Raw genomic sequence first — 12697 nt, 5'->3', positions numbered from 1 at the left:
GAGATGAGAATTGCAACGGCGGCCTATCCGCTGGATTGGTTCGATGATTGGGCTGCCTATGAGGCCAAGTTGACCCGCTGGGTTAGTCATGCGGCAGGGCAGGGCGCCGATTTGCTGGTCTTTCCGGAATATGGCGCGATGGAATTGGCGACATTGGCAGGGAGAGAAGTGGCCGGTGATCTCGAGCGCTCGCTATACGCGGTGTCAGACCTGATGCCAAAGGTTGACGCCCTGCACCTGCGTCTTGCTGCGGACTATCGCGTCCATATTTTAGGTGCCTCGGCCCCAGTCTTTGCGGGTCGGTTGCGTCCGGTCAACCGCGCGGTGCTCTATGCGCCGAATGGCAAGATGGGTGCACAAGACAAGCAAATCATGACTATGTTTGAACGCGCCCCCTGGAACATCACCGGGGGGGGGCCGCTGACCTTGTTTGAAACTGACTTGGGCAAGATCGGCATTCTGATCTGTTATGACAGTGAATTCCCCTTACTGGCCCGCGCACTGGCCGAGGCAGATATCCTGCTGGTTCCGTCCTGTACCGAAGCTTTGGCCGGCTATTGGCGGGTTCGGATCGGGGCGATGGCGCGGGCGCTTGAAAACCAATGCGTCTCCGTTATGGCCTCTCTCGTCGGGGCGGCAGATTGGTCAGAGGCCGTGGACCAAAACACCGGAATGGGTGGGGTTTTTGGCCCGCCCGATACCGGTTTTCCAGCCACTGGTGTGTTGGCCGAAGGGGTGTTGAATCAGGCGGGTTGGACATATGCAGACGTGAACATCCAGACCATCGCCGAAGTTCGCCGCAACGGCGTTGTGCGCAATCGAACCCATTGGGATGAGCGCCCCGAGCCGCAGAATTCTATCACAATGTTCTCCTTGCGGTGATTGCGCCCTTGAAAATCAGGGAAAAAGCGCTCATTTAGGCGCACGTCCCGCAAAGTGGTGGGAAAACGCAAAAATGGAGACAACATGGCCAAGGAAGATACGCTCGAATTTCCCGGTGTCGTGAAGGAACTCCTGCCGAATGCGACGTTTCGGGTCGAGCTTGAAAACGGCCATGAGATCATCGCACATACGGCAGGCAAGATGCGCAAAAACCGCATCCGTGTTCTGGCTGGCGACAAGGTGCAGGTCGAGATGACCCCCTATGATTTGACCAAAGGGCGGATCAACTACCGCTTCAAGTAAGCGCTGTATCCACCAAATGACCAAAGCCCGGCCGTTTTGCCGGGCTTTTGTTTTGTTAATTTCTGTCGATCACGATGTCAGGGTTTTTCTGACAGGGTGAAGCCGGTATGACAGCGACAAAGCATGACGGTAGCGGCTGAGATCCGCCGCGCGCAAATGAGAGGGTCGGATATGGCATTCATTTTGGGTTCGGGTAGCCCTCGCAGGCGCGATCTGCTGGCGCAGCTTGGAATCACACCAGATGCAGTATGTCCGCCGGATATAGACGAAACCCCCAAAAAGGGTGAGTTGCCCCGCGTTTATTGTGCTCGCATCGCGCGTCAGAAGGCTGAAGCGATCACTGCGGGCCCTGACGATTTGATCCTTTGCGCTGATACGACAGTGGCGCTTGGACGTCGTATCATGGGCAAACCTGCGGATGTCGCCGAGGCCGCGCAATTTCTGCTCGCACTCTCAGGGCGCCGTCATCGGGTCATTACCTCTGTGGCGGTTCGTCGAGGTGACCGGATCTGGACGCGCGATGTGATCAGCGCCGTCAAGATGAAGCGGCTGTCGGACGAAGAATTGAATGCCTATCTGGCCACTGATGACTGGCGTGGCAAGGCTGGTGGCTATGCTATTCAAGGCCCAGCTGGCGCGCTTATTCCTTGGATCAGCGGGTCGTTTACTGGAATTGTTGGCCTGCCATTGGCCGAAACCGCCACCCTGCTACACGGGGCCGGCTGGGTACAGAACAAGGAGAACGCGGCATGAAGGGCCAAACGATCATTTTGGATCATATCGAGGGGCGCGAATCCGCGGCTCTGATGGTGGATGGTGTGCTCGAGGATTTCCTGGTCGACAGCGATGCGCCTGCACCGGGAACTGTTTATCGCGCCCGTGCCGACCGCCCCGTCAAGGGGCAGGGGGGCATGTTTCTGACGACCCCTGATGGCCCTGCTTTTTTGCGACAGGTCAAGGGGTTGGCACCGGGCCAGGACTTGCTAGTTCAGCTGACCGGTTACGCGGAACCTGGCAAAGCGCTGCCAGTCTCGCAAAAACTTCTCTTCAAAAGCCGTTATGCGATCGTCACACCCGAGGCGCCTGGCCTAAATATCTCGCGGTCCATCCGCGATGAGGGCGAACGTGATCGTTTGTTGGAAATTGCTCATGAAGGTATGGGTGACTGTGGCTTTGGTTTGATCCTGCGCTCTGCTTGCGAAGGCGCGGATGGAGATGAGATCGAAGATGACATCCTTGCCATGGTCGCCTTGGCCAAACAGGTGATAGAGGATACTGGCAGCGGTCCTGAGGTGCTCGCAGAAGGGGATACGCCTCATTTGCTCGCTTGGCGTGACTGGACCGGCCCTGCGGACGTAGAGCGCGATTCCGGGGGCTTTGAAAGGTCGGGTGTGTTGGATGCGCTAGAGATCGCTCAGGGTATTCGTGAGCCTATGGCCAGTGGCGCTTTTCTGTTTATTGAGCAAACCCGTGCGCTGATTGCTGTGGATGTGAATACTGGCGCGGATACTTCGCTTGCAGCGGGTGTTAAGGCCAATTTGGCCTGCGCAAAATCACTGGCCCGCGCGCTGCGGGTGCGTGGTCTTGGCGGCCAAATTGTGATAGACCCCGCTCCAATGCCCAAAAAGGACCGCCGTGCGTTTGAAACGGCGCTGCGCGCCAGCTTTCGCACCGACAGCGAGGATACAGTTCTGGTCGGCTGGACTACGCTTGGGCATTTTGAACTGCAACGCAAACGCGGCCGTATTCCCTTGTCCGAGGTGTTCGCGTGAGTTGCCCGATATGTGGCGAGAATACACGGGTCGACTATCGTCCCTTTTGTTCGCGCCGTTGCGCAGACATCGACCTCGCGAAATGGTTTACCGGCGCATACGCAACCCCTAGCACTGACCCGGAAGATATTGAAAACGCTCTGGAAGAGTTCCAAAAATCGCCTGAAATCAAACATTAGCTATTTTCTTTGAAAAAGCCTCTGGACACGGTCATGTGCACGTCATAGAAGGCCCACACCCAAGGCGAACAGCCTTCCCGTGCCCGGGTAGCTCAGGGGTAGAGCAGTGGATTGAAAATCCTCGTGTCGGTGGTTCGATTCCGCCCCCGGGCACCATCCTTTCTTTTTGGTATTTCTTATCAGATAGTTAGGTTACGTTTTTGTCCCACCAGATATTATCCCCGCTAAAAGTGGGACACTTTTGTCCGAGTTTTGTTCTCCTGAGAAACGGCGAAGAGCGCTTTCCGCTCGTGCTTTTTGACTCGCTGCTCGGGTGTATCTGGTGACCTCCTTGCTGGTGGTGTGACCAGTGATTGCCATGATCTCCTGTTCCGTGCAGCCAAGTTCGGCCAGTCGTGCAGCGGCGGCCTTGCGCAATCCGTGAACGGAACAATTCTTAAGCCCGGCTTCGCCGCACCACTTGCGGAAGCGATTGCCAAAGCCGTTGGACGTGAACGGGCGATTAAAGGCAGTCACAAGGAACGTCAGATCGCCTGTGGGCGTGGCGTCGATAACTCGCTGCAATGCAGGAATGACCGGGATTTCCATCCGCACTGGCTTACTGTTCCGGCCCTTGTGCTGAGTGAAGATCAGCCAGCCGTCGCGGACGTGTTGCTTGCCTAGCATCACCAAATCGGCGCGACGTTGCCCCGTGTAGAGTGCCAGAGCGAGCGCAAGGCGGGCTGGTGTCCCAATCGCATGGGCATCCTCAAATTTCTCAATTTCGGCTAGAGACCACGAATGAAAGCCGTCGGGATTGCCCTTCAGGTATTCCACCTTATCCGCCGGGTTGTCATCGTGAAGGTCATAGCGGAGTGCGAAGCGGTAAAGCTGGCGCAAGGCTTTCACCATGCTGTTGGCCGCCTCGGGGCGGTCGGCCATTTCATCGCGGCGAACGCGGATATGACGGGGCAGCAAAAGCGCGAAAGGCTTGTCGCCATCGTTCTTATTCTGGCAAAAGCGTTCCATAATCGAGCGGCGGACCTTCTGAGTCCGGGGGTCCAGTTCGGTGAACATTGCGCTTTTGTAGTATTGGACGCAAAGCCAGCGAATACTGCGAGGCACAACACGGCCCACCTTTGCAGTTTGGGCCTCAGCCTCTTTGGGCGGGTTCGCCGCGCGGCGATAGTCGGTAAGGAAGTCGGGTGATCCGGCAGGGCCGCGCAAGCGGACCTTCCGGCCATTGCGGCGGAAATAGAGACGCACGTTTCCGTGCCTGTCCACATCCTCCACAACATATTTCAAACGGAATTGCATAGAATCCTCGGACATCTAATTATCCCAAGGATTGTGGTCCGAATCGTCCCCACCCGGCAAGGTGTCAAAAAATTGGTCCAGCAAACGCACATCCCAGACCCGCCGCCCGTCTATTTTCTTGGGCTTTGGCATCCGTCCATCCGTCACCATAGCGTCAAATTTAGACGCTCCGACTCCGATGTATTCCGCCGCCTCCACGCGCGACAGCCCCCGCCGTGTGGGCAGCGGTAGTGCAGTGCGCGTATGTATGGAGACGGCGGACATCATCTTAGCCCAGCTTTACGTTGACGGTGCCGGACGGATTACTCGCCACCGATACTGCGAGTCCGATAAACGGGTTGCTTCCGGTGTCGTCGTCATTCGTGACCAGCCCGTTGGCATCATCCCAGTAGAGGTCATCGCCCACGGCAAGGTCATCAGTAGAGGGCTTTGGCATTTCAAAGACACCCGTAGTTGTGAGCACCAGATTGTCGCCGATTGCGGCGTCGCCAGAGGCAATGCCAAAGAGCGAGCCCATAAGCACGCCGTCGCCAGAGCTGGCAGCGGCTGTTGCGGTCACGGTGATGGAATCGCCGGGTTGGATATAATTGCGCATTAGGTTGTTCCTTTCGAGGTTGCGAAGTGCAGGGTTGTGGGCGCGGCTCGTCCGGACAGCGCCGCGATTTCACGATCAAGGGCGGCAAGAGCTTTGGCCATTTCGGAGTCCGATTTGAACTCCACCCGCTCGCCATTCTGGTCTGTGAAAGACCGGGCACCGTTTGCACGGGACTCCATCAAGGCGTCCCGTGCTTGGGTCAGTTTTGCGACCGTCAGGGCCATTAGCTGCCCTCGTTCAGATAAGCGGCACGGCTTTCCAGCCAGCCTGCGCCGAAGTCCAAGAACGCCCGGAACTTCATGCCAAGGGTGGACCACGATTCACTGCGCTGGATTTGAACACCCTGCGCCGAGCTGAGATAACCATACTGGATTGCGGCCAATCGGGCCGGATCGGCAAAGACCATCCAACGTGAGTCGGTGATACGTGGCTCCACAAGCAAGCTGAGCTTGGATGCGAAGGCGTTCACGTTGCCAACGGTGGCCGGGTAGATTTGAGCCAAGAGCTTTTCGGCTGCCGACTCTGTCTCAGGACCCACCAAAAGGTATTTGGGCGCAACATTGATAAGCGTCTTGCCGTCCAACCCTTTGTAGCCACGCATAGCCTTGCGAGCCTCTTCCACCGCCGCCTGATCGCCAGCGTCACCAATGGCGGTTGCCGTGCCGGACAGGTTGCCCCGGCTTGCGTCAAAGACCGCCGTGCCATCGCTCAGGTTTGGGTTGCTGGTGATGAGGTCCACCAGAATATCCGCTTCGGTTTGTGCGGCGGCTTCACCAAAGGCAGCCGTCATGTCGCCAAGTATCCCAAGGTCATCATCAATCAAGAGCTGACGGGAAACCGTAAGGCCCCGGGCGTAGGTGGTCAGGCTCATGGACTCACCGTTTTCGGCGCGACTGGTGGCCGTGATTTCGCCAGATTCGCTCAGCTCTTCCAAGCGGCCCATTTCGCCCAGACGGATCGAAGACGCCGTTTTGAAGTTGGACAAAGACCGTTGGCGGCCAAGCGTTTTGAGCGGTGACGCGGCTGCCTGATAGGACTGCAACGCCGTCTTGTTCATGGCGTTGGATACCAGATTGGGGAAGTCGCTGGTGGTATGCTCAGCGGCCCGGGTGAACGTCTCATCGGGGCTCATGCCTCGGGTGGACACACCAGAGCGGGCAAGGCTGCCACGGGCCATGTCCAAGAGGCTTTCGCCCATGTACTGCCGGACCGCGGGGGCAGGTTCGCCACCCGCCATGCGGATGTGCAGAGCGTCGGCTTGCCGTTGTGTGATCGTGGCCGGGTCGTCATTTGCACCATGGACACGGATCACTGGGGCAGAGCGTTGCCGCGTCTGCATTGCGTCAAAGATCGCGGCCTTGGCTGCGTTCATGTCCGTATTCTGGTCAATGAGCTGGTCGGCCAGATCATCGCCGAGCTGCGCACTGCGTACAAGCCCGCGAATGTCGGAACGGCGCTGCGTTTCCAGCTCTTCAGCACTTGGGGTTACGGGGGGATCAATTACAGGATCAGGCATAGGGGACTCCTCTTGTTGCCTTAGACGTGCGGCGGGGTCCGCCGGGTTGCTTGTCAGGGTCGTTTCGGTAATCCGCCATGCAGTCGGGGTTCTGACCCGGCCTTGCGCGGTTTGTTTTTCGGTCCACCCCGCAACGTGGTATCCGATGGACACCCCGCTAACGGTCCCGTCTGCGATCCGCTGCACCACTGGTGCGGCATCTTCGGCAGAGGTAAGCTCCAAAACTGCGATCACTTGATCGCCTTCCAGAGTGATGGACCTGACCCGCCCAATTTGGTCCCGCACGGACGCCGTGCGGTGACTATCAAGGACGGGCAAGCCTTGAACTGCCGACATATCAAGCGTGTCAGCGGTAAGAATTTCGAGATACGTTCCACGGGCATCCCGGCGCTGGACCGGGTTTGCAGTTGCGATCACGGCGGATACCCTGCGCGTTTCGGGATCGTATGAGTTGGGCCGCGTTGTGGCTGCGCGGATCAGCGTCTCATCTAGGGGCAAAGCGCACCTCCATGCGTCTGAATTGATCGGAGTTGCGCCCTGCCAGCTCGCCAGATTGCGGGCAGCGGACGCAGTTGGCGTTGCGGATATTAGCGGTCACACGCGGGCCGGTGATCTTGTCAGAGGCACCCTTGATTAACTGCTGCACGTACTTGTCGTGAAATTTGCCTTGCTCACTCATTGGACGACTCCCCAGCTGAGAAGTTGAGGCCAAAGTCAGCTTCCCGGGCACGATCCGCCGCAATAGCGCGGTCCATATCGTCTGCGTTCCAGCCGAACTCATTGATTGCTTGCGTGCGGCTCATAAGACCAAGCGCCAAGGCTTCTTTGATCGCGCCGTATTCCTTGATTGGGTCAAGGCCCTGCAAAGGTCGTGGCATGATCCACTCGGCCCCAATCTCGGGGCTCAGCTCAACGCGACCGGACAAGACCTCAAGGGCCAGCCAACGCCGCCAGATCGGGCGCAAGAATTGGGGGGTCAACGTGCCATATTGGGATTGCTCCACGCGGGCACGGAACGGGATCAGGCCAGCGCGGAGGGAACTGAAATTGGCATTGGTCAGATCGCCGCTCAACAAATGCTCTGGCAACCCAAGAGCAGCGGCCAAGGCTTGCAGGTTCATCCGCACAAAGGCAGGCGCGTCTTTTAGTTGTTCGGGGTTGTTAAATGAGATGTCAGTGCCGCCGGGCAGCACGCGAACCACCCCGGGCTCCAAACTAATATCTGACAGGCCGTCAGCTTCGGGAAAGGCAGAACCCGCGCCACCCATAGAGGTTTGATCCTTAACGAATCCGGCGTGCATCGCGGCCACTTTGGCCGATACCAAGAGCGCGTCTGTAAGCTGGTCCAGTTCGGATGCAGACAGCACGGCAGGCGCAAGCCATGAAAGCCCGCGCACCTGTCCAACGGCTAAGGGCTGCATGACGTGCAATACGTCCGCCGCGTCTACCCGAACCGGGGGCGCATATTCTGCATAAATCGAAGAGGGTTTTTGTGGCAAAATCCAATAAGCCACGCGGCGACCTTGGACGTCAAACTCCACACCAGACACGATCTCGCGGCCATCGCTCAATACGCCTGACTTGGACTCGTCCAGTTGCTCAGGTGGGACCACTTGCAAGCGCAAGCCTGCGTCGGTGTCGTGCATAATGACCAGCGCCTCGCCATCAATGACAAGGTGCCGGGCTATGTCTCTCTGGATTCCCCAAAAGTCGGTGCGGCCCGCATGGTCTGCGTCATCCGCCCATGTCTCAAACTGACCACCCGCAAGCGCCCGCGTCCCGGCGTCGTCAGATCGCGCCGTTGGGCGGATTCCAGTGCCGACAAGAGCGGCGGCCCAGTTAGACACGCCATTATTCAAAAATGGGTTATTGTGGGCCAGATACCGCGCCCGCGACCGTGTAACCGCCGCACCCGCGCCAATCTCGGGATTGATAGGCCCGAATGAGCCGAGACCACCACCACGGCGGCCACCTGTTGCTGCATCAAGCTGGCGGACCCGGGGCTTGGCGTCGGTGCGATTAAAGAGGCGGGCGAGAATAGACATTAGTTTGCCAATTCGCGTGCGCGGGTCAGGTGTGCCAGCACATCGTCCATATGCAGGACAAAGGCCGAGCGAACGTGCCAATTGTCAGCCAACCGGAAGTTGGTGCCCGTGGCTGATTTCGCATGACGCAAGCGGCAATCGTAATCAACCGTGCCGCGCTCATTGCGTGTTGTCCTGATCTCAAAAGCAAAACCGCGTTTGCCATTCAAATATTCCACCAGTGCCCACATTGCGGGACTGCGCGGTGCATCTGGGGTCAACTCGCTGGCGTCCCACATGTGCAGGGTGTTAGAGATTTTGTGGCGCAATCGGTTGTCGCCAATGGCTGCCTCGGCAACACGGTGCAATACCGCTGCGATCACAGCTTGGTCCGCGCGGTAGAGGTAGCTTTTCGTGCCTGAGCGCTCTTTGCCGTATGGATGCACGAGCCCCTTTTGGGCGTGCGCACGAAAGATCGCGGTTGCGTTTCTCACTGGGAAACCGGGTTCTGCCAGCGCTCGGGCTATTTGGCCCGTGGTCAGTCCTTTGGTTTCACCATCAATCTCGGGGACCATCTGCGCCCCGCCATATGTACTTTCTGAATCGCACATCTCGCCACTCCCTTGTCAGGTTCTGTTGGCGAGAAATCTACCGATTCGGGAATAATTCACAAGGTCAACTAAAAGTCACCGACAACCAAAAGTCACATATATTCAATATGTTGACTCCGATTTGATAAATCGGATATTGATTGATTCGCGGGGAGTGTCAGCCCTGTTGGTGAACCGTCGTGGGTTTGTGAGTGCTTTCCGGTTCCACAAGCCCACGACAACCGGAATAGGCCTCATCGGGTCAGAACGATGAACGCCTTTGTGAAGCGCCCCGAGGTTTTGGTTGGTCCCAACAATCCCGGGGCGTTTTCTTACGTATTTCAGTGCTTACGTTTGCTCGCCGATTCTTTCGGAGTAGCGTCGATGACAATAATATCTGAGGCACGCTCACCAGCGGCCACCCGACGGTTTCGAATCTGATTTATAGTGTCAAGCTTGTTGCCCATCTTGCCATAGTCAATAACAACGAATATCCCAAAAAACGTTTCCGAAGCCTTCTTGTAGTGCTCTAGCTGTGTTTCGTAGCCATGCTTTACCGTACCCGTGTCTCTTTTTATTTCAACGAGAACCCGCGCTTCGTAGCCAGTAGAGAACTTAAAATCCACTGGCCCACCTCCCATGTTCGCTTCTGGAGACATATCAATGTCGTTGGCTTTGCAATATGCATCCGCAATTGCTTGGAAGATGAGTTGTGCCGCGCGTTCTTTCTTTGGTTTTCCGTCCGCCCAGAGTTCGCGCCACAAGTCCCCCACTTCAACATGTCTTGCAAATAGAGCAATCGCATCGAGAACAACCTGCTTAATTGCTTCTGGACCAATGCTTAGATCGACTTTCGATGTGTCCACGTAACCTGTCATGTCAGATGACAGCATCTTTATAAAACTGAAATAACCCAGAGCATCCTCCGCAGGATCATAACTACTTGCATTGTCCTTAACCGAAGTAAGAAAATGCTCGAATGCTTGAGCAGATGAAAGTGCTGCTCCGCGCAGCGCGTGCTTGGTATCAGTAACCGTCGGTTGCGCAATGCCAGCAAGCATTTGATTTACTTTGTCGCGGATTTGAGCGTTTTTCATAGCCGCTTCGCGAACGTCAGACCAATCGTTGGCAATCGGGAGATTTCGCACTATATCCTTTGGAACCAACAAAAATGGTTTTTCATTTCCTTTTGTGTCGACGAATATCGGTAAACTGATCCCCGGATTTTCCACATCAATAACCTTAGTTTTGATGCCCTGAGATTTGCAAAAGTCCGAAGTGATCTTCGACAAACTCCCGTAGATCACTCGGGTTGTGAAATCACTAATTGTATCAGGCCCAACACCTTCTTCAAAAAAGCCCATGAGCGAAATCATTTCAGGGTCGTTTGACCCAAGATCAACTACCTCTTTGGAAGTTTTTAGAATCATCGTCTGAATTTCGTCTGGTCTAGAGCTACCTGAGCGAGATGCACCTCCATAACCTAAACCATTTTCCGACGGCTCATCCAAATCTAGAAGCTTTTTGGCGGCATTCCACGCCGCGTCGTTTTCAGATTTCGAAATTGCAAGCAGACGAATTATGTTCGAAAAATGCTTGCGAAAATCGTTCAACCCTGATTTCGAAATTTCACTATTACTACATTGCTCTAACAAAATTGGGTCTATGAACAGTTCTAAATCCACATTCAAAAAAGGATCAATCAAGCCAGCTTTATCGACTTCGTTAGGATCAATTCCAAAGTAATTTGAAAATAGAATAGGGTTTACAATTTTTGCCACTTACTAACCTCTTCGTTTAAATTGAATGCGAGTTAATTCTCCAGCCACTTTGATCTTGCGACCATAGCGGGTTTTAAGAAACCTGTCACTCGCGCGAGGTCGGCTTCGCGGCGGACCAAATCCGTCCCAACTAACCCACGGGCAGCGTAGCTATAAGTGAGCGTGTCTAAGGCTTCATTCCGCCGCCCGCTGGTGATTTCCCAGCGTTTCACCGGGTGCCCGCGCGAATACTTAGTGACAAGCCGCTCGGCGCGGATTTGGTCGAAGTAATCCCCGCCGAGATGATCCGAAAAGAGGATCGTTTCATCGTGGGAAAGGCGCTGGTGCAGTAGTTGCTTGATTCCGTCCACACCGATTAGGCCAAGGCGGACTTTCCGGCTGGCAGAGAAGGCCAGAGATGCGCGACCGAACCCGGCCATGCCTTTCCCCGGCAATATGCGACGTGCTGCCCGTGGACGGCAGAACGCATAGACCTGATCCGCCCAGTTCCCGGAGTCGATGATCGCGGCGTCCACCATCAACACGCCGCCCAGCGGATGCATGAATTGCCGCTTTAAGGCGTCGTCTACCTCGGCCCACGTCTCATTTTCAGTTGGACTGCCCCAGATGACCTCATGGGCCAGCACGCGCATGTCGTCGTCTTTGGTCCAGCCTGTGAACGTGATCTCCACGCGATCTTGCTGCACATCGGCTCCAGCGGTCAGGACAAGCACATCGGCTGGAATGGCGTCTAGCTAGAATGGCCGCCCCAGCGCTTGCAGGTTGGCGGCGTCTAGGTCGTCGCCTTCACCCCGCCAAGGCTCGCCCAGCACGGTATTGAGAAACGGCTTGAGGGTGGCCGGGCTGCGCTTAGCGTGCAAGAACTCGGCTGCTAGTCGGGGCCATGCTGCGTTGGGCAAGGTGCTGGTCAGGCTTGTCAGCTTATAGCCCCGGTGCCCCTCCATTTCGGGGCGTGTGGCACGCCAGCGACCCTCTGCCACCATCATGGGCTTTTGGCGATCCTCTACCACGCTGCCACAGGACGGGCAGCACCAATAGGCCTCATCGGGTTTGTCGGCTGGCCAGCGAATGTCTTTCCAGAGGATTTCGTGCGGATCATGGCAGCCCGGGCATGGGACCTCAAAGACGCGCATATCCGATTGCTCATAGGACCGGAGAATCCGGCTGGTCTCCGCATCAATCGGAGTGGACGCCAGTACGATCTTGCGATTGCCAAAGGTGTGTGTCCGCATGATCGCTAATTCCAGCGGGTCGCCTTCTTGGGTCGTTTCCCAGCCGTCCAGCTCATCAGCAAACAGAATGCGGGCGGTGCGGGCACGCAGTGCCCGGGGGGAACGTGCGGCGATCACCGACAGGCTGCCCCCGGCAAATTGGCGATGCAGCATCGTATCGCGTCCGCCCTTGTCGGTGGTGAGCGCGGCGCGCAGCTCGGGACTTTCTCCAAAGGTCGGTTCAATCACGGTGGTGACAAGGTGACGGGCATCTGCGTCCACGGGCACGACACACAGGACCGGGGAAGGATCATTCTGCACAAAGTGACCCAAGGCCCCGACCATCAACTGCGTCGCGCCTACACGGGCCGATTTAAGGATCGTGACGCGCTCCACGGTATCGTCACCGATGGAGTCTGCGATCTCGATTTGAGGCCGCCAGAGCCGCATCCGCCCGGGTTGAGCTGCCAAGCTGGACGGCAGGAAAACGGCAGATTGTATCCACTCGCTCAGCGCCAGTTTTGCAGGTGGACGAAAGGCTGCCAGCG

13 protein-coding genes, 1 tRNA gene and 1 pseudogene are annotated in these 12697 nt (G+C 56.7%); 6 read left to right on the top strand and 9 right to left on the bottom strand.

Going from position 1 to position 12697, the window contains the following annotated elements; translation table 11 throughout:
- Nucleotides 1-3 precede the first annotated feature (3 nt).
- From PhaeoP97_RS15330 to PhaeoP97_RS15305, 6 genes are all read left to right on the top strand, one after another.
- Nucleotides 4-882 carry a carbon-nitrogen hydrolase family protein gene (locus PhaeoP97_RS15330; RefSeq protein ID WP_072505814.1) on the top strand — a complete coding sequence of 293 codons (879 nt, stop codon included), beginning with the start codon at nucleotides 4-6 and terminating at the stop codon, nucleotides 880-882.
- 84 nt (nucleotides 883-966) lie between these two features.
- A complete protein-coding gene (gene infA / locus PhaeoP97_RS15325) occupies nucleotides 967-1185 on the top strand; it encodes a translation initiation factor IF-1 (protein ID WP_005978431.1) in 219 nt (72 codons plus the stop codon).
- A 171-nt stretch (nucleotides 1186-1356) separates the two neighbouring features.
- Entirely contained in the window at nucleotides 1357-1938 is a 582-nt protein-coding gene (locus PhaeoP97_RS15320) for a Maf family protein (RefSeq protein ID WP_072505813.1), read from the top strand.
- Nucleotides 1935-2957, top strand: coding sequence for a ribonuclease E/G (locus PhaeoP97_RS15315; protein ID WP_072505812.1), 1023 nt, complete (start codon nucleotides 1935-1937; stop codon nucleotides 2955-2957). The genes PhaeoP97_RS15320 and PhaeoP97_RS15315 overlap by 4 nt, the downstream gene beginning before the upstream one ends.
- The gene (locus PhaeoP97_RS15310; protein WP_072505811.1) at nucleotides 2954-3136 is read left to right on the top strand and encodes a DNA gyrase inhibitor YacG; all 183 of its coding nucleotides are present in this window, start codon (nucleotides 2954-2956) and stop codon (nucleotides 3134-3136) included. The genes PhaeoP97_RS15315 and PhaeoP97_RS15310 overlap by 4 nt, the downstream gene beginning before the upstream one ends.
- 81 nt (nucleotides 3137-3217) lie before the next feature.
- Nucleotides 3218-3292 (top strand) — tRNA-Phe (locus PhaeoP97_RS15305).
- A gap of 36 nt (nucleotides 3293-3328) precedes the next feature.
- On the opposite strand, the gene PhaeoP97_RS15300 is transcribed toward PhaeoP97_RS15305, so the two are convergent.
- The 9 genes and pseudogenes from PhaeoP97_RS15300 to PhaeoP97_RS20665 form a co-directional block, all read right to left on the bottom strand.
- Nucleotides 3329-4447, bottom strand: a complete 1119-nt coding sequence (locus PhaeoP97_RS15300) for a tyrosine-type recombinase/integrase (protein ID WP_072505810.1) — start codon at nucleotides 4445-4447, stop codon at nucleotides 3329-3331.
- Nucleotides 4448-4700: 253 nt separating this feature from the next.
- Nucleotides 4701-5027, bottom strand: coding sequence for a DUF2190 family protein (locus tag PhaeoP97_RS15290; RefSeq protein WP_072505809.1), 327 nt, complete (start codon nucleotides 5025-5027; stop codon nucleotides 4701-4703).
- Nucleotides 5027-5251, bottom strand: a complete 225-nt coding sequence (locus PhaeoP97_RS15285; RefSeq protein ID WP_072505808.1) for a phage head-tail joining protein — start codon at nucleotides 5249-5251, stop codon at nucleotides 5027-5029. The genes PhaeoP97_RS15290 and PhaeoP97_RS15285 overlap by 1 nt, the downstream gene beginning before the upstream one ends.
- On the bottom strand, nucleotides 5251-7041 hold the full coding sequence (locus PhaeoP97_RS15280) for a prohead protease/major capsid protein fusion protein (protein ID WP_083570394.1): 1791 nt from the start codon (nucleotides 7039-7041) through the stop codon (nucleotides 5251-5253). The genes PhaeoP97_RS15285 and PhaeoP97_RS15280 overlap by 1 nt, the downstream gene beginning before the upstream one ends.
- Complete coding sequence (locus PhaeoP97_RS15275) at nucleotides 7028-7222, bottom strand: hypothetical protein (protein ID WP_072505807.1); 195 nt, start codon at nucleotides 7220-7222, stop codon at nucleotides 7028-7030. Before PhaeoP97_RS15275 ends, PhaeoP97_RS15280 begins: the two co-directional genes overlap by 14 nt.
- Nucleotides 7215-8588: a phage portal protein gene (locus PhaeoP97_RS15270; protein ID WP_072505806.1), complete on the bottom strand. Its 1374-nt coding sequence runs from the start codon at nucleotides 8586-8588 to the stop codon at nucleotides 7215-7217. Before PhaeoP97_RS15270 ends, PhaeoP97_RS15275 begins: the two co-directional genes overlap by 8 nt.
- Nucleotides 8588-9178: a hypothetical protein gene (locus tag PhaeoP97_RS15265; protein WP_072505805.1), complete on the bottom strand. Its 591-nt coding sequence runs from the start codon at nucleotides 9176-9178 to the stop codon at nucleotides 8588-8590. Before PhaeoP97_RS15265 ends, PhaeoP97_RS15270 begins: the two co-directional genes overlap by 1 nt.
- Before the next feature lie 320 nt (nucleotides 9179-9498).
- The gene (locus PhaeoP97_RS15260) at nucleotides 9499-10938 is read right to left on the bottom strand and encodes a hypothetical protein (RefSeq protein ID WP_072505804.1); all 1440 of its coding nucleotides are present in this window, start codon (nucleotides 10936-10938) and stop codon (nucleotides 9499-9501) included.
- A gap of 32 nt (nucleotides 10939-10970) precedes the next feature.
- Nucleotides 10971-12599, bottom strand: a pseudogene (locus tag PhaeoP97_RS20665) (phage terminase large subunit family protein).
- Nucleotides 12600-12697 lie beyond the last annotated feature (98 nt).

Origin of the sequence: Phaeobacter porticola (assembly GCF_001888185.1) — a bacterium.
GTDB classification, from domain to species: domain Bacteria; phylum Pseudomonadota; class Alphaproteobacteria; order Rhodobacterales; family Rhodobacteraceae; genus Phaeobacter; species Phaeobacter porticola.
Note: the sequence above shows the minus strand (reverse complement) of the source record. Positions and strands in the feature narration are given on the sequence as shown.